We start from the raw sequence: 21,650 nt of genomic DNA, 5'->3' as shown, positions 1-21,650 counted from the left end.
CCCCCCTTTCCCCCCCCCCCCCCCTCCCGCCCCCCCCCCCCCCCCCCCCCCGCCGCATCCTCTTCCGCTGTCGTCCAGAGCCGCACCGCCATCCACGCGACCCCGACCGCCGCCATCACCAGCCCACCCAGATAGACCGCCTCCGGCACCAGGTTCCGCAACGACCCGGGCACCATGCCCACCACGTACAGCACCACGGCCACCACCGGCATGACCCCGCTCCTGACCGCCGCCACCCCGAACGTCACCACCCCCACCAGCAGCACGGCCGACGTCACCAGAAACGCCCGCCCCGTCCCACCGGCCAGCAGCCCGCTCACGACCCCGCCGCCCAGGTACGGGAAAACGAAGTGCAACGTGTACTCGACGGCGAACGCCCCGGCCAGGCCGGCCGAGTTGAGCACGTACCCGACCAGGCCCAGCGTTCCTGACTTGGCGCGGATGAACAGGTAGATGCCGGTGATCGCTAGCAGGCCGGTCAGGGCCGCGAAGGGGGCGATGGCGTGGGTGAACGCTGTCTCTGCCAGTAACCCGGCCCGTCGGGCGGCGTTGACGATCAGTAACACGGCGCAGATGAACCCTGCCACCGCGGCGACTCGTTGAACACTCATGGAACGACTTCCTTTCTGAGCTTTTCTGCGTTCTTCTTGGTCTTTCGGCTTTCCTCTGGAGGCCTCCGCTGCTTTGGCCTTTTTGACGAGTCCCCAACGAGATCCCTGCACCACCTCAGCCAGGGGGAGCACCGTTCCTTGGCGACAGCGGCCCCTGGCTCGCTCGGTTCTGGCTCGCTCGGTTCCGGCTCGCACGACTCCGGCTCGCACGGCCCCGGCCTGCATAGCTTTGCCTCGCACGGCTTTGGCTCGCACGATCGTCCTGGCGAGCGCGGCCCCTTAGCGGGCCCCTCGCTGCCTCCTCTTTCGGCCTCTTCTATCGGCCGCCTCCTTCTACACCGCCACCTCCCTTGCCGCCTCCTCCTCCGCCCCTCCTGGGGCACTGTCCCCTCTCACGCACCCGCGCCCTCACGCACCCGCGCCCTCACGCACCCGCGCCCTCACGCACCCGCGCCCTTCGCACCCGCGCTCCTCCGGCATCCCGCGCCTCCGGCATCCCGCGGCCCCTGGGCATCGTGCACCCCCGGCAACCCGCGCCCCTTCGGCTCACGCGCCCGTCCGGCACCCCCTCCCGCAGCCCTCCCGCGACTCTCCGGCACCCTCTGCCTCATACGGACCTCGCCTCGCTCCTCCACCGATAACGCTTGTTATGATGCGCGTTATCACCCGATAAAGTGAGAAGGTGCCGAGAGCCGTAAGCACCTCGAAAGAACTCGGCGCACTGCGCCACAACCTCCTGGACGCCGCCATGCGCGTCCTGCGCGAACAAGGCGCGCCCTACCTCACCCTCCGCCGCGTAGCGGACGCCGCCGCCACCTCCACCATGGGCATCTACACCTGCTTCGGCGGCCGAGCCGGCCTACTGGAGGCGATCTACGAGCACGGCTCCCGCCTCCTCCACGAGGCGATGACCAACTCCCTCAACGGCCACACCGACCCGCTGTCCAGAATCATGGCGGTGGGCTACGGCTACAGGCAGTTCGCCCTGAGCGACCCAGCCCTCTACGCGCTGATGTTCGAGCGCCCGCTCCCTGACTTCGACCCTTCACCGGAGCGACGCACCGACGCTCTCCGCCGCTGCTTCGGCCTGCTCGTCGAGGCCACCACAGCAGCCGCCGCCACCGGCGCCATCCACTCCACGAACCCGGAACGCTCGGCCTACCTCGTCTGGACGACCATCCACGGCCTCGTCAGCATCGAGCTCACCTGCTCCCTCCGCACCCCGCTACCAGGCTGGTTCCTCAACTCCAAGGAGGAAGGCGAGCGCATCCTCGCCGACGGCCTCCGAGCCCTTCTCTCGGGCCTGACCTGACCGGCGCGCAAAATGACGCTGGCTGGCAGGGCACGTGCGAGCGTGTGTCCTGCCAGCCAGCCAACGAGCCGCCCGCCGTCTGTCACCCATGAGGTCCGTGCGGAAGATCGAAGACCTGACGGGAACGCCGCCGACGAACGGCTCTGCCAACCCGCCGCCCACTCGCGCGGCTCCAGTACGCGATCACCGAACGACCGCGCCACCCGCCCGCACTCCATGACGGCGGCATGCACTCAGGGAGAAGCGATGCAACTCACGGCGGTCAACTCAACGGGAAGCCCCTTGAGCGACGGATCCACCGAGGTCGACACCTCACCCGCACGGGACGCCAGACACTCCCCGGCACGAACCGGATCGACGACGGCACTCGCGGCGGGCGCGGTCGCGAACAGCCCTACGGTGGCCAGGGCGGTGGCCGCCAACAGGCGCGCGGAACGGTGCATCTGCATCCTCCCAAGAGAGAGTAACGGTTTGCACTCGTATAATTACACAGAGTAGTCATCGGTCAACAGTGCATCCCGCAAACTCCCCCTTCTCGCCATCGCCGCCGGGCTAGGCACACCGAGGCCGGGCGCGGTTGCGCGCAGTCTGCCAGTCCAAGCCACGCCGGCCGTCCCTCACGCCGGCGACGCTTGCCCTCACCAGCACAGACTCTGCGTGAGGCCCACCGCTACCGTCACGCCCCGCCACAACCCAAGCGCGCAGGTTCACCAGCCCACAACTGCGCAGACCCGGAGGCGTACGAGTGCGCGGGTGTTGGAGGTGTACGAGTGCGCGGGTGTTGGAGGTGTACGAGTCGTAGACGTAGGGGCGTACATGTGCGCTGGCCTGGAGGCGTGCAAGTGTGCTGGCGCGCAGTCCTGCGCCGAGCGACACGTTGACCCCCAGCCAGCCCGCGCCAAGAGACGCGTTCAGCCGATCGGCAGCGGCTGATCATCTGGGTCGTCGGCGAACCCCGGCACCCAGCGAATCACCTCATCCCGGAACCGCGCCGTCGTACCGAGCTGGCACAGCACCCCGATCCCAGCCGCATGCACCCGATGGATGAGTACGTACGACGGCGGGAGGTTGAGCTGGCGGATGACGTTGGTGGGCCGGAGGTCGGCGACGCTGGCGGCCTGCGCCTGGAGCCACTCCCGGCTGAACGTGAACTCCTCCACCGCCGTCGGCTCCACGTACGGGGCGAGGAAGGCGCGTAGCGCGTCAGGGTCGATGTCGATGTCCTCGCGGATGAAGCCTTCCTGGCGCAGGCCCGCCATGACGGTCTGCATGTCGCCCTGGTTGAAGATGCGCGTGAGCTGGCCGAAGGCTTTGGGGTAGCCCTCGGGGAGCCGGTTGACGGCGCCGAAGTCGAGGACGCCCAGCTTGCCGTTGGGCAGGACGCGGAAGTTGCCCGGGTGCGGGTCGGCGTGGAGCATGCCGACGCGGGCGGGGGAGCAGAAGAGGAAGCGGACGAAGAGCAGGCCGGCGTGGTCGCGCTCCTCCTGGGTGCCCTCGGCGATGATGCGCGACAGCGGGGTGCCTTCCATCCACTCGCTGACCAGCACCATCTCGTTCGCCGCCACGACGTCCGGGATGTGGAAGTCGGGGTCCTCGTGGAACTCTAGGGCGAAGGCGTGCTGGGCCTCGGCTTCGCGCAGGTAGTCGAGCTCCTCCGCGACCCGCTCGCGCAGCTCGCCCAGCAGGGCCTTCATGTCGAGGCCCGGCAGCAGTACGCCGAACAGCTTGCCCAGCCGGGCGAGCTGGGAGAAGTCGCCGAGCAGCGCCTTGCCCGCTCCCGGGTACTGGATCTTGACGGCCACCTCCCTGCCGTCGTGCCACACGGCCTTGTGTACCTGGCCGATCGAGGCGGCGGCCGTCGGACGGTCGTCGAACGACAGGAAGTGCTCCCGCCAGTCATCGCCGAGCTGCTCCGCCAGAACCTTGTGCACCGTCGAGACAGGCAGCGGCGGGGCGGCTTCCTGAAGCTTGGTCAGGGTCGCGCGATAGGGGCCGGCGATCTCCTGGGGCAGCGCGGCCTCGAAGATGGACAGGGCCTGGCCCAGCTTCATGGCGCCGCCCTTGAGCTCGCCGAGCACCTTGAAGATCTGTTCGGCGGTGCGCTGCTGGACCTCCTGGGCCACCAGCTCCGCTGACTTGCCTCCGATGCGCTTGCCGAGCCCCAGGGCGGCGCGACCTGCGAAGCTGATGGGAAGGGTGGCCAGTTTGGCCGAACGCGTGACAGCACGGCGCGGAAGATCGCTCACACTGATGCGCGGAACCTCGGCGAGATACCGCTTCCCCCCTTCGTGGTCGTTCTCTGAGCACGTCAGTCGCGGTCAGGTGCCATGACCATTCTTAGCGAATATGGATTGTTTCGCATACAACGACATTGAGGGTGTGCCTTCCACGACCGCCTTCTCCAGCGCCAATCAGGGGTTACGTCCATTGTGCCGTTGGTCACAGAGGGCTCCTTGCCGTCGAGGAAAGCGAGCGCGTGACCTGAGGCCTGGGCTGCGACGACGGTCGCGAGGGCCACGTCACACGCGATCTCTCCCGGCGGGTAGCCGCCCAGGCGGGTCGTGACGATCGGCCAGTACGGGTCGCGGTCGCGCCGAGTGAGGTCGAGGCAGTGCAGGCACGCCGTGTCGCCGGGGAGGACGAGTGGGCCCACGATCCCGTGACCTTCGAAGGCGGCTACCAGGAGGTGGGGGATGCGCAGGGCGTTCAGGTCGTTGACCAGCAGCATGTCCAGTGGGCCGACCTGGGAGAGGATGACGAGGTCCGGTCGGTCGGACTTGTCGCCGAGGAAGGTCCCGCCGGCCACCGCCTTGGCGCTCGGCCGGCACCGCTCCTCGGCAGGGCTGGGTGGTTTCTGGGGTGAGGCGGTGCCGCGTGATCGCGCGGGCGTGCCGCCGGTGCTTCGCTTCGCGGGCGGGGCGGCGGACGAGGGACTGGGGGACATTCTGTTCCCGGCGTCGCCCGGAGGCGCGGCGCGGGCGTCCCGTGGAGGCGCGGTGCGGGCACCTGGCGATGGGGTGGCGCGAGTGCTCTGTGCAGGTGTGGAGCGGGCGCCTGGCGGGGGTGTGGTGCGGGCACCGGGCGGCGTGGTGCGGGCGCCTGGCGGGGGTGTGGTGCGGGCACCGGGCGGCGTGGTGCGGGCGCCTGGCGGGGGTGTGGTGCGGGCACCGGGCGGCGTGGTGCGGGCGCCTTGAGGGGGTGTGGAGCTGGTGCTTCGGAGGGCCGGTGAGGCGGTGGGCTGAGCGCCGGAGGGGACGCCGCCACCACCTGCACCACGCGGCAAGGCGCCGGACCGGGAGGCCGCAGCCCCGCCACCCCTCACCGGCGGCCTCCCGAAGGACCGGCCGCCGGAGGACGAGGCCCTGGGAGGCCGTACGCCGTCAGGGTCGCCGGGCGGCACAGGAGGGACACCGGCGATATCGAGAGCCTCCCGATACTCCTCGGCCGTAGGTTCGTCGCTCTCCATCGGCATGCCACCCCCCGCCGTGAACCGCCTCGCGACCGCCACAGCCCCGTCCTCCCGGGACAAGCCCACCTCCGCCCATGAAAGCCCCCCAGGCGTGATGTCCTGGGGACGCGTCTCCTCGGGATCGAGGACCCGGAGATGGCCCACACCGGCGGCGGCGAGCAGGGCGACGATCTGGGCGCCGACGCGACCGGCCCCGTACACCCGCACGCGCGAGCGCCGCCGGCGCTCGAAGAGGGCGATCATGCCGTCGGGGGCGGTGGAGCCGAGGTCGAGGGCGTTCAGCTCGGGTTTGAGGCGGTCGCGTTCCGCCAGGGGGAGGTCGCGCAGGGCGCCGGGGCCGGTGGCGGCGTCGTGGAGGGCGCCCTGGGCGGCGAGCTGGTCGAGGAGGGAGCGGGCGCGGTACTCGTCGAGGCCCGCGAGGGCCGCCTCCCGCAGGACGGTCTCCAGATCGCGGGTGCCGTCGAGGCCCTCGACCCACTCCAGCACCGGTTCGGTAAGGCCGCTCAGCGTGACCGCGCGGAGGGGGTGGACGCCGAGTTGGAGGGTGCGCTCGTCGCGGAGAATGCGTCGCAGGGTGGGCTTCACACGTGGCCTCATGGCGGGAAAGGCTTCCACGACTGGGCAAGATCCCGAGCGGGTTCGGTGGCGGATGTGGATAACTTCAGGAATGGGTGCTCGGCCTGTGGATGAAGTAAATGACCACGCCGCATGGCAACCCGCGCGGGTTACGCTTCCCCGCATGAACGAGCTCTCAGTTGATCGCAAAGACGACGGGGTCGTACTCATCACCCTCAACCGTCCCGACATGCGCAACGCCATGACCGACACCATGACGGCCGAATGGCGCGCGACCATGACCGATCTGGCCACAGACCGGGACGCCCGCTGTGTGGTCGTGACGGGCGCGGGGTCGGCATTCTCCTCCGGCGGCGACCTGTCGTGGATCGGCGAGCGCGGCGCCGAGCCGGTGCCCCGGCTGCGCGAGCGCATGCTCGACTTCTACCGCACCTGGTTGATGATCACGGAGCTCGAGATCCCCACGGTCGCCGCCGTCAACGGACCGGCGGTGGGTGCGGGGCTGTGCGTGGCGCTGGCCTGCGACCTTGTGTACGCGGCCGACGACGCCAAGCTGCTGGCCCCGTTCACGTCCCTGGGTCTGCACCCGGGCATGGCGGCCACGCATCTGCTGCCGAGAAGGGCGCCCGGCCTCGCCCGGGAGATGCTGCTGGCGGGCCGGACAGTGACCGGGAGGGAAGCAGCGGATAAAGGGCTAGTAAATCAAAGTTTCCCGAAAAATGACCTAATGTCGGAAGTGGGCGGCATCGCTACGAAGATCGCCCAGAACGCGCCGATTGCCACAAGGCTCACGAAAGTAGCCCTCAACCAAGACCATCAAGACCTGGAAGCCGCTCTGAGGTGGGAATCCTTGGCTCAGCCCGTGACCATGGTCTCCGCCGACATGATCGAGGGCCTGAGCGCGCATCGGGAAAGGCGCATGCCCAAATTCACCGGCTCTTAATCATCTGACCAGCAGAAACAACGTCCACCCTCTGTGGAATTTCGCCAGTCTCGGCTACCGTGCATATGTGCCCCCCGAGACAGTCGAGGTTCGTCGCAGTTCTCGTCGCCGGCGTACGGTGTCCGCATACCGCGACGGCGACAAGACGATCGTGCTCCTGCCCGCCTGGCTGAGCGGCGAAGACGCGGATGAATGGGTGAGCCGGATGCTGGATCGGCTGGCCGCCAAGGAGAGCCGGCGAAGGCCGACCGACGAGGCGCTGCTGGAGCGAGCCAAGGAGCTTTCGGCGAAATATCTGAACGGCGAGCCCGACCCGGTGAGCGTGCGCTGGGTCGACAACCAGCAGCACCGCTGGGGCTCCTGCACTCCGGAGACCGGCACGATCCGGATCTCCACCAGGCTCAAGGGCCTGCCGGAATGGGTCATCAACTATGTGATCATCCACGAGCTGGTGCACCTGCTGGTGCCCAGCCACGGGGCCAAGTTCTGGGCGCTGGTAGAACAGTATCCGAAGGCGGAGCGGGCGCGCGGGTTCCTGGAAGGGTTCTCCGCGGCGGCCCACACGGCACCGGAGGAGTGTTGACGCGCATCGCCGCGGTCCTGGTACGACAGCACATGGCGCAGGCCGCGCCCCCAGGCGTCGATCCGGCGCGCTTCCTGGAGGCGGTGGCGGAGGACACCTACGAGGTCGTGGCGGGTCTGGAGCTCGTCACCCCCGTCCTGATCACCAGCGTTCCCGGCCTCGACGACATCGTCTGGCCCGGCACCGAGGTCATCACCGTTGCCGAGGACGAGCCGCTCAAGCACATCCTGGCCCGGCTCCAGGCCGGTCGGGAGCGTGTCGCCGGCGTCGATCAGGCCGGCCAGGAGGGCGTCAACAACGTCGTTCAGGCAAGTCAGGCAGCTCAGGTCGATCAGGCAGGTCAGGTCGATCAAGCAGCTCAAGCAGCTCAAGCAGCTCAGGCAGCTCAGGTCGATCAGGCAGGCCAGGCAGGTCAGGAAGCTCAAGCAACCCAGGTCGATCAGGTCTGTGTCGTGAGCGCCGACGCCCCCGACCTCCCCCCTCTCCTGATCGGCAAGCTGTTCAGAGAACTGGGCAGGGCCGAGATCACGATCTGCCCGTCGGAGAACGGCGGCGCCGTGGCCATGGCCTGCGCCCTGCCCGCCCCACCCTGGGCCGACCCCGACCTGGACGCGTACGACGTCGTCAAGGAGCTGCGCGCCCAGGCGCCGGGCCCGCGCAGGATAGCCACCACCCCGGGCTGGCACCGCCTGCGCACCCCGCAGGACGTGGAGCGTCTCGACCCGGGCCTGGAGGGCTGGGACAACACGAGGGCCCTGGTCAGGGCACGCTGAGCTCGGCCAGCACGGCCCGGTGGTCGGTGCCGGGCACGTCGCGCACGCTGACCTCCCGCACCCCGACCCGCTGATCAACCAGCACGTGGTCGATGGTGATGAGCGGCGGCACCCGCTTGTTCGCCGGCCAGGTGGGAATCAGCCCGGCGCCCACCTGATCGGCCGCGTCCTTGTAACCCCGTGACAGCAGCCCCCGCATGGCGGCGTGGTCGAGCGAGGCGTTGAAGTCGCCCGCGATGATCCGGATGCGGTCGGCCGAGGCCGAGGGGAAGGCTTCGAGCGCCGTGTTCCAGTCGCTCACCTGCGGCCCCAGCGGCGGGAACGGATGCGCGTCGATGAAATCGATCGGCTTGCCGCCGGGCAGCGCGATCGTCGCCGCGGGCATCTGGTGCCCGACGGGCGGCATGACGTCCCAGATCGCCTCGACGGGATGCACCGAGTAGAGGCCGCTGCCGCCGGCGCTCCACTCGTCCTGCAGCACCCGGTGCGGCATGATCTCCTTGAGCCCGGCCGCGTCGAGGTCGGCGACCGCGCCGGGGGTCAGCTCCTGCGTGCTCAGCACGTCGGGCCGGAACTCCCGGACCAGCTTCATGATCGTCGCGATGTCGGCCCTGCCGAACAGCATGTTGATCGTCATGACCTTGAACGGCCTGCCGGTGGTGGCCTCCGCGGTGCCCAGCGCCCTGGGCAGCACGCTGAAGCCGAGCGCCGTGGCCGACAGCAGCGCGACGGCGGTCGCGGCCCGCCTGCGCCCGATCGCGGCGATCAGGAGGGGGACGAGCGAGCCCGCCGCCGCGTACGGGGTCGCGGTCATGAGCTGCGTGGGCAGCGACCCACGCTCGAGACCGGCCACCCTGGCCACCGCCCAGGCGGCGAACGGTGTCACCGCGACCCAGGTCAGTGCCGTTGCGGGAAACTTCCTGCGCTTGCGTACGGGTGTCACGATCGTGCCGCCGACGGCAGAAGTCTCCACGCAGGCCCCCCTTTTGGAACGACGCAATCGGACTCTAGCCAAGCATGCGCGAACCCGTGCTGAGCGCGGCCTGTCCGCGTGCGGCCAATCTCCGTGTCGCCTCGTCGGACAGCTCGGGGATCTCGTCCACCGGGAACCAGCGCAGGTCGAGCGACTCCTCGCTGATCACGGCCTCGGCCCCGGCGGGCGCCACGGCGGCGTACTCGACGTCGAGGTGCCAGCTGCGCGGCGGGTGGCACCAGACGGCGTGCCTGTCCACCGCGAGCGGGCCGGGCAGCAGCTCCAGACCGGAGATCCCCGACTCCTCCCACGCCTCCCGCAGCGCGACCGCTGCCAGTGACGTGTCGGAGATCTCGCAGTGGCCGCCCATCGGCAGCCACATCTTGGCCTTCGGGTGCAGCGTGAGCAGCACCTTGGAGCCGTCGTGCGACAACACCGCGGTGGTCGCCGTCAGGTGGCCGGGCACGCACTCGCGCAGCATCGCGTCGTCGTGCGCGCGCAGGTGCTCGAGGAACTCGGCGCGCAGCGCCTCCTCCTCGGGCGTCGGCGCGGCCCAGGCGGACAGCACCTCCACCGCGTCGTCGTGCAGCAGGCTCAACCCTCGTCGCCCTTGCCCTCGCCGGAATCGGGACCCTTGTCGAGCTGTGAGATGTCCCACGCCGCCTCACCGCGGACGAACGCCTCGGGGTCGTCGAGGTCCTCGGCGGTCGGCATGAGGTCGGGGTGGTCCCACAGCCCGTCGCGGCCGTCGAGCCCGCGCTCGTTCTCCAGCGCCTGCCACAGCGCGGCGGCCTCGCGCAGCCGCCTGGGCCGCAGCTCCAGCCCGACCAACGTGCCGAACGTGAGCTCCGCGGGCCCGCCGGTGGCCCGGCGGCGGCGTACGGTCTCGCCGAGCGCCACGGCGGAGGGCAGCTTGCCCTGCGCGGCCTTGTCGACCACGGTGGCGACCCACCCCTCGACCAGGGCGAGCATCGTCTCCAGCCGGGCCAGCGCGGCCTTCTGCCGCTCGGTCTCCTCGGGCTTGAGCAGGTTGCCCCCGCTCAGCGCCTCCTGGATGGCCTGCGGGTTGTTGATGTCGAGCCCGCGGATCTGCTCCTCCAGGGCGGAGGTGTCGACCGTGATGCCCTTGGCGTACTCCTCGACCGCGCCGAGCAGGTGCGAGCGCAGCCACGGCACGTGCTGGAACAGCCGGTGGTGGGCGGCCTCGCGGAGCGCGAGGTACAGCCTGATCTCGTCGGCCGGGATCTCCAGGCCGTCGCTGAAGTGCGCGATGCCGCCGGGCAGCAGCGCGGCCGTGTCGGACAGCGGCAGGCCGATGTCGGTCGTGCCGACGACCTCGCGGGCCAGCGAGCCGAGCGCCTGCCCGATCTGCTGGCCGACCATCATGCCGCCCATCTGCTTCAGCATGCCCATCAGCGGCCCGGCCATCTGCTGGGCCTCGGGCGGCAGCCCGGAGCCGCCGAGCGCGCCGCCCATGGTGTCGACCATGCGCTCCGCGATCGGCTCGCAAAGCTTGCGCCAAATCGGGATCGTGTTCTCGATCCACTCGGAGCGGCTCCAGGCCTGCGGGGTCGACACGCCGCTGGGCAGCGTCGTCGCCTCGTTGAGCCACAGGTCGGCCAGGCTGAGCGCGTCGACGATCTGGCGGCGCTCGCCTTCCATGACACTCGGGTCGCCCTCGGCGACCACGGCGTGTCTGGCGATGTTCTTGGCCATGTCCCAGTTGACGGGGCCGGAGCCCTGCGGCGCCGACAACATGTCGGCGAACTGGCGCATCGCCTGAGCCATCTGCTCAGGGTTGCCGAACATGGCGAACGGGTTCTCGTTAGGGTCGTTTTCGCGACCTGGCAGGTCAGTCACCGGTCTACCTCATGCAGGATGGAGGAGGAATCCACATCCGCCACGTTAGTCGTCCGACGGCGGATCAGTGCAAAGTGAGGACCTGGTGCCTACCTCGAAACGCCCGCGTCAACCCGTCGTCGCCGTAACGGGCGCGGCCTCCGGCCTCGGCCGCGAGGTGCTCGCGAGACTCGTGAACTCCGCGGATTTCCGCAGAGTGGTGGCCATCGACGAAGAACGCGGTGACGTCCAGGAAGCCACGTGGAGAGTGATCGACGTACGAGATCCGCTCTTGGCGAACCGGATCTCCGACATCGACGTCCTGGTCCATCTGGCCGGTGACTACGCCGTCGACTCCGACCCCGCCGAGCGGCGGGCGTACAACCTGCGGGCCGCCCAGACGGTGCTGACGGCCAGCGCCGCCGCGCGCGTGCGCAGGGTCGTGCTGGTGACCAGCGCGATGGTGTACGGCGCCGCGCCCGACAACGAGGTGCCGCTGCCGGAGGACGCCCCGGTGGCGGCCGAGCCCGACACGGGCGTCGTCGGCGACTTCCTGGAGATCGAGTCGCTGGTACGCCGCTCGCTGCGCAGCCATCCCGGCCTGGAGGTGACCGTGCTGCGCCCGGCCGCCGTCGTCGGCCCCGGCGTCGACACGGTGATCACCCGCCACTTCGAGTCGCCCAGGCTGCTGACCGTCAAGGGCTGCAGCCCGCACTGGCAGTTCTGCCACATCGATGACCTGGTCTCCGCGCTGGAGCTGGCGGCGCGCGGCGCCGTCACCGGGGTGGTGGCGGTCGGCTGTGACGGCTGGCTGGAGCAGGAGCAGGTGGAGGAGCTGTCGGGCATCAGAAGCCTGGAGCTCCCGGCGGGCCTGACGTTCGGCACGGCGCAGCGCCTGCACCGCCTCGGCATCACCCCGGCCCCGGCGACCGATCTGCACTACGTCGTCTACCCGTGGGTGGTCGACTGCGCGGCGCTGCGGGAGGCCGGCTGGAAGCCGTCCTGGACGAACGAAGCGGCCTTCGAGCAGCTCCTGGAGCTGCGGGAGAACCGCACGACGGTGGTCGGCAGGCGCCTGCCGGTCAAGGAGGCCACGCTCACCGCCGCCGGCGCCACCGTGGCCGTGATCGGCACCGCCGCGATCGTCCGCCAAGTACGTAAGAAGCGACGCGGATGAACGGTTAGAGTCTTTCTCGTGGACGTCATCCGCTTGCTCGGCATTCGCGACACCTCGCTCTCCGTTGACGAGGTGCTGGCAGCCGTGGCCGACCACGCCGCGGGCGGCACCGCGTTCTTCGTGGGCACCGTGCGCGAGCAGGACCACGGAAAGCCGGTGACCAGGCTCTCCTACTCCGCCCACCCCTCCGCTGAGGCCGGGTTGCGCCAGGTCGCGGAGAAGATCGCGGCCGACTTCCCCGTGACGGCGATCGCGGCCGTGCACCGGGTCGGCGATCTGGAGCTGGGCGACACCGCCGTGATCGTCGCGGTGGCCGCGCCGCACAGGGACGAGGCGTTCAAGGCGGCCCGCCGCCTGATCGACGACCTCAAGGCGCAGGTCCCCGTCTGGAAGCACCAGGTGTTCGCCGACGGCGAGACCGAGTGGGTCGGCGCCGGCGAATAAGCTCATCGACATGTCACGACGCGCCCTGACCCTGCTGCTCGCGGGATTCCTCGTGCTCGCGCTCGGGGTGATCGGCGCGTTCCGCCCGGTGCCGTACGTCGTGCTGAGCCCCGGCCCGACGGAGAACACGATCGGCGAGGTCGACAAGAAGCCGGTGATCTCGATCGAGGGCAGGCAGACCTACCCGACCTCGGGCGCGCTGAGCCTGGTCACGGTGGCCTACCAGGGCGGCCCGGCGGCCCAGATCGACCTGCTGACGGCGCTGCGCGGCTGGCTCGACCCGACGGTGGCGGTGGTCCCGCAGGAGACGATCTTCGCTCCCGGCCGCGACGCGGAGGAGGTCGAGGAGGAGAACGTCGTCGAGATGACCAACTCCCAGGACTCCGCGACCGCCGCCGCGCTGACCGAGCTGAAGATCCCGTACACCGTGGGCGTGGGCGTGATGTCCACCGAGAAGGGCAAGCCCGCCGACGGCAAGGTGCGCAAGGACGACGAGATCATCTCGGTCGACGGCAAGGAGACCAAGGACTCCGACACCGTCCAGAAGGCGGTCAAGGCGCACAAGCCCGGCGAGAACGTCGTGCTCGGCATCAAGCGCGGCGAGCAGAAGCTCGAGGTCACCCTGCAGACCGTGGCCGGCCCCAAGGGGCAGACCATCGTCGGCCTGACCATGGCGCCCAAGTTCAACTTCCCGTTCGACGTGGACATCAACGTCGGCGACGTCGGCGGGCCGAGCGCCGGCCTGATGTTCTCGCTCGGCATCTTCGACAAGCTGACGCCCGGCGAGCTGACCGGCGGCAAGAAGATCGCCGGCACGGGCACCATTCAGCCGACGGGCGAGGTGGGCGCCATCGGCGGCATCGCGCAGAAGATGATCGGCGCGAAGGACGCCGGCGCCACGGTCTTCCTGACCCCTCCGGGCAACTGCGCGGAGGCACTGAACGCCGCGCCGGACGGCCTGCGGCTGGTGAAGGCGGAGACGATGCACCAGGCGGTGCTGGCACTCGACGCGCTGCGCACGGGCAAGGGCGAAGTGCCCTCGTGCGAGGCCGGCTGAAACTTCTGGCGATCGCCGTGCGTTAGTCGTAGGGCTGGCACAGCGGTGTAGGTTGCCAGACACGGACCGTTTTTCATCACGACGAGGGGTTGGCCTTGAGCTTCCGGACCCCAGGAGCCGGTAGGGCGATGCGCTTGCCCCGCCGACCGCGACTGCTTCTGCCTGTGGCGATCGCCCTCGTGGCGATCGTGGCGCTGTTCTTCCTATTCTCCGGCATCTATACCGACTATCTGTGGTACGACTCGACCGGCTTCACGTCGGTCTTCAGCGGTATGGTGCTGACTCAAATCGTGCTGTTCCTGGTCGGAGCGGTGCTCATGGTCGGCATCGCCGGCGGCAACATGCTGCTGGCGTTCAAGACCCGCCCGATGTTCGGGCCGGCGATCTTCGGTGGCGGCAGCGGCGCCGACCGCTATCGCATGGCGCTCGACCCCCACCGAAAGCTGATCTTCATCGTCGGCATGGGGCTGCTGGCCATCTTCTCCGGCTCCTCCTTCGCGGGCCAGTGGAAGACGTGGCTGGAGTTCAGCAACGGCGCGTCGTTCGGCCAGAAGGACAAGTTGTTCGCGATGGACATCTCGTTCTTCATGTTCGACTACCCGTTCATCCGGATGGTGCTGAACTTCCTGTTCACCGCCGTGATCATCTCGATCGTCCTGGCGGCGATCACGCACTACCTGTACGGCGGCTTCCGCCTGCAGTCGCCCGGCGTGCACGCGTCCAGGGCGGCCAGGGTCCACCTGTCGGTGCTGCTGGGCATCTTCGTGCTGCTCAAGGCCGTCGCCTACTGGATCGACCGGTTCGGGCTGGTCTTCTCCGACCGCGGGTACGTGCACGGCGCCTCCTACACGGACGTCAACGCCGTGCTGCCGGCCAAGACCATCCTCGCGATCATCGCGTTGATCTGCGCCGCGCTGTTCTTCGCCGGCGTGTTCAGGCCCGGCGGCATGCTGCCCGGCGTCTCCTTCGGCCTGCTCGTGCTCTCGGCCATCCTGATCGGCGGTGTCTACCCGGCGCTGGTCGAGCAGTTCCAGGTCAAGCCCAACCAGCAGGGCAAGGAGTCGGCCTACATCCAGCGCAACATCGAGGCCACGCGCGAGGCGTACGACATCGACAAGGTCGAGGTCGAGACGTACAACGCGCAGGCCGACCCGGCCGCCGTCCAGGCCAACGGCGACACCTCCGTCTCCGGCGTGCGCCTGCTGGACCCGGCGCTGCTCGGCTCCACCTACGAGCAGACGCAGCGCATCAGGGGCTTCTACAGCTTCGCCGACCCGCTCGACGTCGACCGCTACCCCGACAACACGGGCAAGCTGATCGACCACATCGTCGGCGTGCGCGAGCTGACGGGGCCGCCCACGGAGCAGAACAACTGGATCAACCGCGTACTCAAGTACACCCACGGCTACGGCTTCGTCGCCGCGCCGGGCAACAAGGTCGACTCCGGCGGCCTGCCCGCGTACGACGCCAAGGACATGCCGGTCAACGGTCCGCTGGTCGACAGCACCAAGCTCAAGGAATCGCGCATCTACTTCGGCGAGGACGAGTCGGCCTCCGAGTACGTGATCGCCGGCGGCGACCCGAACAACCCGCAGGAGCTCGACTACCCCGAGACGGGTGGCACCGGCCAGAAGAACACCACCTACACCGGCCAGGGCGGCGTGCCCGTCGGCTCGTTCTTCAACCGGCTCCTGTACGCCGCCAAGTACAGCGAGGCGAACATCGTCCTGTCGGGCGACATCAACGACGCCTCCAAGATCCTGTACGTGCGCAACCCGCGTGACAGGGTCGAGAAGGTCGCGCCGTTCCTGACGCTCGACGGCAACCCGTACCCGGCGATCATCGACGGGCGGGTCCAGTGGATCGTCGACGGGTACACGACGTCGAACGACTACCCGTACTCGCAGAGCCAGAGCCTCGGCGACATGACGCGCGACACGTCCACCGACCGCCGGGTCATCGCCCAGCAGCCGAGCGACAAGATCAACTACATGCGCAACTCCGTCAAGGCCACGGTCGACGCCTACGACGGCACGGTGAAGCTCTACGCGTGGGACGCCAACGACCCGCTGCTCAAGACGTGGAGCAGCGCGTTCCCCGGCATCATCACGCCGGCCTCGCAGATGAGCGCCGAGCTGCGCCAGCACGTGCGCTACCCCGAGGACCTGTTCAAGGTGCAGCGCTTCACCCTGTCGCGCTACCACATCACCGACCCGGGCGCCTTCTACGGCGGCCAGGACGTGTGGAACGTCCCCGGCGACCCGACCCAGGGCGACAAGAACATCAAGCAGCCGCCGTACTACCTGACCACCACGATGCCGGGCAGCAACACCCCGGCGTTCTCGCTGACCACGACGTTCGTGCCCCGGCAGGGGCCCAACCTGGCGGCGTTCATGGCGGTCAACTCCACGGCCGGGCCCGACTACGGGCGGATGCGGATCCTGCGGATGCCGCCGTCGAGCACCCCCATCCCAGGCCCAGGGCAGGCGCAGAACGCCTTCCAGAGCCGCTTCGCGGGTGAGCTGAACCTGCTCGGCGTGGGTGCCTCGTCGGTCCGCTACGGCAACCTGCTGACGCTTCCCTACGCGGGCGGTCTGGTCTACATCGAGCCGGTGTACATCCAGGTGACCGCGGGCGGGGGGCAGGAGCCGTACCCGATCCTGCAACGTGTCCTGGTGTCGTTCGGCAGCAAGATCGGTGTGGCGCGCACGCTGGAGGAGGGCCTCGCCGAGGTCTTCGGCGGCGAACAGACGCAACAAGTGCCGAGCGAGCAGCAACAACAGGCCCAGCCCAACACGTCCAACTCGGCGCTCAACTCGGCGATCAACAACGCCAAGAAGGCCTACTCGGACGCGCAGAAGGCGCTGCAGGCCACCCCGCCCGACTGGGACGCCTACGGCGACGCCCAGAAGCGGCTGGAGGAGGCGCTGCAGGCGCTGGAGGGGGCCAACGCGCAGCAACCGGCGCCCACGGCCTCGCCCACCGCCTCACCGTCGGCCTCGGCGTCGCCGAGCGCCTCGCCCAGTGCCACGCCGACAGGCTCGCCGCCCGCCACACCGGCGGCTTCGCCGACAGGCTGACGCATTCAGTTTGCGCGCGCCCCGCGTCGCCCGGTAGCCTACTAAGGCACAAGCGACGCGGGGTGGAGCAGTTCGGTAGCTCGCTGGGCTCATAACCCAGAGGTCGCAGGTTCAAATCCTGCCCCCGCTACCAAACAGAGGCCCGGGATCCGGAAACGGAGACCGGGCCTTTCGCGTGAAGTGCGCGGGTATCTGGTTCGAGCACTACTCAGAGGCCTGTATAGTTATTACTGACACACCGACGCGGGGTGGAGCAGTTCGGTAGCTCGCTGGGCTCATAACCCAGAGGTCGCAGGTTCAAATCCTGTCCCCGCTACCAAGAGAAGTCCTCGGTCGCCGGTTCATCCGGCGGCCGGGGACTTTTTTGTGCACGGAGAAGATGATTACATCATTACATGACTGATGAGGCTGTGCCGACGCTCTACGCCTGGGCGGGCGGCACCGAGGCTTTCGAGCGGCTGACCGAGGTGTTCTACCGCAGCGTCGTCAAGGACGACCTGATCGGGCCGCTCTTCGCGCACATGGACCCCGATCACCCGCAATACGTGGCGATGTGGCTGAGCGAGGTCTTCGGCGGCCCCGACCGCTACACGACCGAACGCGGCGGCTACCCCCACATGCTCCGCCACCACCTAGGCAAGGCGATCACCGAGCCGCAGCGCCGCAGATGGGTGAGCCTGCTCATGGACGCGGCCGACGAGGCGGGGCTGCCCGACGACCCCGAGTTCAGGGCCGCGTTCGCCGGATACGTCGAATGGGGCACCAGGCTGGCCAGGCACAACTCCCAGCCGGGCGCGACGCCTCCGGCAGAGGCCCCGGTGCCGCTGTGGGGGTGGGGAGTGGCGCCGCCGTACCAGCCGTAACCTGGAGGAATGAGAGGGCGGCTGCGCGTCTACCTCGGTGCGGCGCCCGGGGTGGGCAAGACGTACGCCATGCTGAGCGAGGCTCGCCGCGCCCGCGAGCGCGGCAAGGACGTGGTCGTGGGCCTCGTCGAGACCCACGGCCGCGCCCGCACCGCCGCCCTTCTCGACGGGCTCGACGCCGTGCCGAGGCGGAGCACGACGTACCGCGGCACGACCTTCACCGAGCTGGACGCCGACGCCGTCATCGAACGGGCCCCCGCGATCGCCCTGATCGACGAGCTGGCCCACACGAACGTCCCCGGCTCCCGCAACGCCAAGCGCTGGCAGGACGTCGAGGAGATCCTCGACGCCGGCATCGACGTCATCACGACCGTCAACATCCAGCACCTGGAGTCGCTGAACGACGTCGTCGAGCAGATCACCGGCGTGCCCCAGCGCGAGACCGTCCCTGACGAGGTGGTGCGCGGAGCCGACCAGATCGAGCTGGTCGACATGGCGCCGGAGGCGCTGCGCCGCCGGCTGGCCCACGGCAACGTGTACCTGTCCGAACGGATCGACGCCGCGCTCGCCAACTACTTCCGCGTCGGCAACCTGACCGCCCTGCGGGAGCTCGCCCTGCTCTGGGTGGCGGACAAGGTGGACGAACAACTCGGCCGCTACCGCCGCGACCACGAGATCGCCGGCACCTGGGAGGCGCGCGAGCGGGTGGTCGTGGCGCTCACCGGCGGTCCCGAAGGCGACACGCTGGTACGGCGGGCCGCGCGCATCGCCGCCAAGGGCAAGGGCGCCGACCTGCTGGCCGTGCACATCACCAGCGCCGACGGGCTGACCACGAAGGGGGATCCCGCCCATCTGGTACGCCAGCGCGCCCTCGTCGAGGGTCTGGGCGGCACGTACCACCAGGCGGTCGGGCACGACGTGCCGCGGGCACTGCTCGACTTCGCCCGCGGCGCGAACGCCACCCAGCTCGTGCTCGGCGCGTCCAGGAGACGACGGCCGCTCACCCGGGGCGTCGGCGTCACGACGGCCGCGCTGGCGGGGTCGATCGACGTGCACATCGTGCCGCACGAGGCGACAGGGGCGGGCCGGTCCGTGGCGCGGTCGGGGGCCGTGCTGACGCGCAGGCGGCGGGCGTCCGGCTGGGTGCTGGCGCTGCTCGGGATGCCGCTGCTCGCCGCCGCGCTCCTGCCCGCAGGGCTCACGCTGCCCAGCGAGATCCTGCTCTTCCTGCTGCTCGTCGTGGCCGTCGCGCTGACCGGCGGCATGTGGCCCGCGCTGACGGCGGCGGTGCTCGGGTTCGGGCTGCTCAACTGGTTCTTCACGCCGCCGCTGCACACCCTGACGATCGCCGAGCCGGAGAACGTGCTCGCCCTGGCCATCTTCGTGCTGGTCGCGGTCATGGTCAGCACGGTCGTCGACCTGGCGGCCCGGCGCAGCAGGGAGGCGGCGCGCTCGCGGGCCGACGCCGAGGTGCTGTCCACGCTGGCGGGCCACGTGCTGCGCGGCGAGTCGGCGCTGCCGTCGCTGCTGACCCGGATGCGCGAGACCTTCGGCCTGGTCGCGGTGACCCTGCTCGAACGGGGCGACGCGGCGGAGGGCGGCGGATGGCGGGTCGTGGCCACGTCCGGCGGAGTGCCCGCCACCAGCCCCGGCACGGCCGACCATGATGTCATGATCGACGACCGGCTGGTGCTCGCCGCGCGCGGACGGCTGCTGGAGGCCGGTGACCGCCGGGTGCTGGAGGCGTTCGCGGCGGAGGCGGCGGTGGCGCTGCGGCAGCAGCGGCTGCGGGAGGTCGCCGACCGGGCCGGGCCGCTCGCCGAGGCCGACAAGATGCGGACGGCGCTGCTCGCCGCCGTCGGCCACGACCTGCGCACCCCGCTCGCCTCCGCCATGGCCGCGGTGGAGAGCCTGCGCGGCACCGAGATCGCCTGGTCGGAGGAGGACCGTGCCGAGCTGCTCGCCACCGCCGACGAGTCGCTGATCAAGCTGAACCGGCTCGTGTCGAACCTGCTCGACATGAGCCGCCTCCAGGCGGGCGTCCTCGGCGTCAAGCTCGAACCGGTGGCCATCGAGGACGTCCTGCCGCACGCCGTGGACGACCTCGGCCCGCTGGGCGACCGCCTCACGACCGAGATCCCGCCCGGCGCGCCGGACATCATGGCCGATCCCGCGCTGCTGGAACGGGTGCTCGTCAACCTGATGGCGAACGCCCTCCGGTACAGCCCGGCCGGCCGTCCCGTGCTCGTCGGCGCGAGCTGGCACGGCGAGCACGTCGAGATCCGGGTCACCGACAGAGGCCCCGGCATTCCACCCGAAGCGCATGAAAGGGTGTTTCTGCCGTTCCAGCGGCTCGGCGACCGTGACAACCACACGGGAGTGGGGCTCGGCCTGGCGCTGTCGCGCGGTCTGACCGAGGCGATGGGCGGCACGCTCGTCCCAGAGGACACGCCCGGAGGAGGACTCACCATGACCGTCTCACTGCGGCGGGCCGCATGACCCGGGTGCTCGTGGTGGACGACGAGCCGCAGATCCTGCGCGCCCTGCGCGTCAACCTGGCGGCGCGGCAGTACGAGGTCGCGGTCGCCCCCGACGGCGGCACGGCGCTGCGCCAGGCCGCCGACTGGCACCCCGACCTGGTCATCCTCGACCTGGGCCTGCCCGATCTCGACGGCGTGGAGGTCATCCAGGGGCTGCGCGGCTGGACCTCGATCCCGATCATCGTGCTCTCCGGCCGGGCCGACAGCACCGACAAGGTGGACGCGCTCGACGCCGGCGCGGACGACTACGTGACCAAGCCGTTCAGCATCGACGAGCTGCTCGCGCGGGTGCGCGCCGTGACCCGGCGCACCGGGCAGCACGGTGAGGAGAACGCGACGGTGCAGGTGGGCGAGCACGTCGTGGACCTCGCCGACAAGACGATCTCCGGAGGGGTGCGCCTGACGCCCACCGAGTGGCACTTCCTGGAGATCCTGCTGCGCAACCCGGGCAAGCTGATCAGCCAGCGTCAGTTGCTGACCGAGGTCTGGGGCGAGGCGTACCTGAAGGAGACGCACTACCTGCGTCAGTACATGGCCCAGCTACGGCGCAAGCTCGAACGGGACCCGGCGCACCCCGACCACCTGCTGACCGAGCCGGGAATGGGGTACCGCTTCCAGCCGTAGGCGGTTCACGCCCTGCTGAGCATGCGGGCCGCCTTGCCTACGGCCCAAGCCATCAGCAGCAACCCGAAGATGACCTGGACGACGCGCATCCAGAACGGCGAGCCTTGGTCGGCATAAATCACGATGCCGACCCACATCAGGCCGAATATGCCGACCATGACGATTGCCGTCCAATTCAGCCCCCGCTGCCACATATGCGGAGTCTTACAGGCCGTCCGCCAAGGGTGGGTATGCCCGGAGTTGTCACCGCGTCAGCGCGTGGCAACTTTGTCCCGTTTGTTCGCGGGGCGGGCGATCCGGTGTGTTCAGCGGGGGAGCGCGCGGCCGGTGCCGACGCAGCGGCGCAGCCGCATGCCACGAGGACGCGGTTTCGGGGTCTCCGTCAGGCAGGCGAGCAACGCGGCCGCCGTGCGGGCGTCGGACAGGATGCGCTGGACGGCCTCGCCGTCCTCCGGCATCTGACCGCGCTCGGTCAGCTCGTGCTTGAGGAACGCCATGGGATCGGGCAGGTCCGCCAGGTCGGCGGCGGCGCTCGCCCTGGCCGCCGTCAGCAGGCGCAGGTAGTGAGTGCGCAGGACGGCCTCACGCATGCGAGCGTGTTCCAGGTCGTCGATCAGAGTCCTGGCGACTCGCAGTAGATCTCCGGCGTGCGTCGCCCCGTCGGCGAGGAACGCGCGGATGTCGTCGAACTCCGACCGTGTCATGTCGGCCACCTCCGAGAGCGCAGACTGCTCGTAGGTATTTCGTACCGGGGGGCGATTGCGGATGACTTGCCGTCGGCTTGCC

General features: G+C 69.8%; 19 protein-coding genes, 2 tRNA genes and 1 pseudogene. 13 read left to right on the top strand and 9 right to left on the bottom strand.

The annotated features are described in order from the left end of the window. Positions 1–611: pseudogene (locus tag FXF51_RS61690) on the bottom strand (hypothetical protein); the annotation flags it as partial. 682 nt (positions 612–1,293) lie between these two features. On the opposite strand from FXF51_RS61690, the gene FXF51_RS59625 reads away from it, so the two are divergent. Continuing rightward, positions 1,294–1,923 carry a TetR/AcrR family transcriptional regulator gene (locus tag FXF51_RS59625; RefSeq protein WP_148443725.1) on the top strand — a complete coding sequence of 210 codons (630 nt, stop codon included), beginning with the start codon at positions 1,294–1,296 and terminating at the stop codon, positions 1,921–1,923. 233 nt (positions 1,924–2,156) lie between these two features. Here the strand turns inward: FXF51_RS59625 and FXF51_RS59620 are convergent, their stop codons facing one another. The 3 genes from FXF51_RS59620 to FXF51_RS61685 form a co-directional block, all read right to left on the bottom strand. Further along, complete coding sequence (locus FXF51_RS59620; RefSeq protein WP_148443724.1) at positions 2,157–2,372, bottom strand: hypothetical protein; 216 nt, start codon at positions 2,370–2,372, stop codon at positions 2,157–2,159. Positions 2,373–2,834: 462 nt separating this feature from the next. Next, complete coding sequence (locus FXF51_RS59615) at positions 2,835–4,169, bottom strand: ABC1 kinase family protein (protein ID WP_148443723.1); 1,335 nt, start codon at positions 4,167–4,169, stop codon at positions 2,835–2,837. A 62-nt stretch (positions 4,170–4,231) separates the two neighbouring features. Then, on the bottom strand, positions 4,232–5,989 hold the full coding sequence (locus FXF51_RS61685; RefSeq protein ID WP_187415196.1) for a ThiF family adenylyltransferase: 1,758 nt from the start codon (positions 5,987–5,989) through the stop codon (positions 4,232–4,234). Between the two features lie 142 nt (positions 5,990–6,131). On the opposite strand from FXF51_RS61685, the gene FXF51_RS59600 reads away from it, so the two are divergent. The 3 genes from FXF51_RS59600 (at position 6,132) to FXF51_RS61680 (ending at position 8,267) form a co-directional block, all read left to right on the top strand. Then, positions 6,132–6,911, top strand: coding sequence for an enoyl-CoA hydratase/isomerase family protein (locus FXF51_RS59600; protein WP_148443722.1), 780 nt, complete (start codon positions 6,132–6,134; stop codon positions 6,909–6,911). Positions 6,912–6,978: 67 nt separating this feature from the next. Beyond that, complete coding sequence (locus tag FXF51_RS59595) at positions 6,979–7,494, top strand: M48 family metallopeptidase (RefSeq protein WP_222871990.1); 516 nt, start codon at positions 6,979–6,981, stop codon at positions 7,492–7,494. After that, positions 7,491–8,267 carry a hypothetical protein gene (locus FXF51_RS61680; protein WP_187415195.1) on the top strand — a complete coding sequence of 259 codons (777 nt, stop codon included), beginning with the start codon at positions 7,491–7,493 and terminating at the stop codon, positions 8,265–8,267. The genes FXF51_RS59595 and FXF51_RS61680 overlap by 4 nt, the downstream gene beginning before the upstream one ends. Here FXF51_RS61680 and FXF51_RS59580 read toward each other — a convergent pair. From FXF51_RS59580 to FXF51_RS59570, 3 genes are read right to left on the bottom strand one after another with little or no spacing between them, the layout of a single operon-like run. Then, on the bottom strand, positions 8,254–9,240 hold the full coding sequence (locus FXF51_RS59580) for an endonuclease/exonuclease/phosphatase family protein (RefSeq protein ID WP_148443721.1): 987 nt from the start codon (positions 9,238–9,240) through the stop codon (positions 8,254–8,256). The genes FXF51_RS61680 and FXF51_RS59580 overlap by 14 nt on opposite strands. Before the next feature lie 34 nt (positions 9,241–9,274). Next, the gene (locus tag FXF51_RS59575; protein WP_411268447.1) at positions 9,275–9,838 is read right to left on the bottom strand and encodes an NUDIX hydrolase; all 564 of its coding nucleotides are present in this window, start codon (positions 9,836–9,838) and stop codon (positions 9,275–9,277) included. Beyond that, a complete protein-coding gene (locus FXF51_RS59570) occupies positions 9,835–11,100 on the bottom strand; it encodes a zinc-dependent metalloprotease (protein WP_262380661.1) in 1,266 nt (421 codons plus the stop codon). The genes FXF51_RS59575 and FXF51_RS59570 overlap by 4 nt, the downstream gene beginning before the upstream one ends. 82 nt (positions 11,101–11,182) lie before the next feature. On the opposite strand from FXF51_RS59570, the gene FXF51_RS59565 reads away from it, so the two are divergent. From FXF51_RS59565 to FXF51_RS59525, 9 genes are all read left to right on the top strand, one after another. Next, positions 11,183–12,256 (top strand): NAD-dependent epimerase/dehydratase family protein, encoded by a 1,074-nt coding sequence (locus FXF51_RS59565; protein WP_148443727.1) that lies wholly within the window; start codon positions 11,183–11,185, stop codon positions 12,254–12,256. Between the two features lie 18 nt (positions 12,257–12,274). Beyond that, positions 12,275–12,700 (top strand): molybdenum cofactor biosynthesis protein MoaE, encoded by a 426-nt coding sequence (locus FXF51_RS59560; protein ID WP_148443720.1) that lies wholly within the window; start codon positions 12,275–12,277, stop codon positions 12,698–12,700. Positions 12,701–12,710: 10 nt separating this feature from the next. Next, positions 12,711–13,757 (top strand): PDZ domain-containing protein, encoded by a 1,047-nt coding sequence (locus FXF51_RS59555; protein ID WP_148443719.1) that lies wholly within the window; start codon positions 12,711–12,713, stop codon positions 13,755–13,757. A 128-nt stretch (positions 13,758–13,885) separates the two neighbouring features. Further along, a complete protein-coding gene (locus FXF51_RS59550) occupies positions 13,886–16,837 on the top strand; it encodes a UPF0182 family protein (protein ID WP_148443718.1) in 2,952 nt (983 codons plus the stop codon). A 56-nt stretch (positions 16,838–16,893) separates the two neighbouring features. Continuing rightward, positions 16,894–16,970 (top strand) — tRNA-Met (locus FXF51_RS59545). Between the two features lie 109 nt (positions 16,971–17,079). Then, positions 17,080–17,156 (top strand) — tRNA-Met (locus FXF51_RS59540). 76 nt (positions 17,157–17,232) lie between these two features. Further along, positions 17,233–17,700, top strand: coding sequence for a group II truncated hemoglobin (locus tag FXF51_RS59535; protein ID WP_148443717.1), 468 nt, complete (start codon positions 17,233–17,235; stop codon positions 17,698–17,700). Positions 17,701–17,709: 9 nt separating this feature from the next. After that, entirely contained in the window at positions 17,710–20,199 is a 2,490-nt protein-coding gene (locus FXF51_RS59530) for a DUF4118 domain-containing protein (protein ID WP_148443716.1), read from the top strand. Then, positions 20,196–20,864 (top strand): response regulator, encoded by a 669-nt coding sequence (locus FXF51_RS59525; RefSeq protein ID WP_148443715.1) that lies wholly within the window; start codon positions 20,196–20,198, stop codon positions 20,862–20,864. The genes FXF51_RS59530 and FXF51_RS59525 overlap by 4 nt, the downstream gene beginning before the upstream one ends. Positions 20,865–20,869: 5 nt before the next feature. On the opposite strand, the gene FXF51_RS59520 is transcribed toward FXF51_RS59525, so the two are convergent. After that, the gene (locus FXF51_RS59520; protein ID WP_148443714.1) at positions 20,870–21,058 is read right to left on the bottom strand and encodes a hypothetical protein; all 189 of its coding nucleotides are present in this window, start codon (positions 21,056–21,058) and stop codon (positions 20,870–20,872) included. 111 nt (positions 21,059–21,169) lie between these two features. Next, positions 21,170–21,568, bottom strand: coding sequence for a hypothetical protein (locus tag FXF51_RS59515; protein ID WP_148443713.1), 399 nt, complete (start codon positions 21,566–21,568; stop codon positions 21,170–21,172). Positions 21,569–21,650: the final 82 nt, after the last annotated feature.

Origin of the sequence: Nonomuraea sp. PA05, assembly GCF_008086045.1 — a bacterium.
GTDB classification, from domain to species: Bacteria; Actinomycetota; Actinomycetes; order Streptosporangiales; family Streptosporangiaceae; genus Nonomuraea; species Nonomuraea monospora.
The sequence above is the reverse complement of the archived record's forward strand: the minus strand, read 5'-3'. Positions and strand labels throughout refer to the sequence as shown.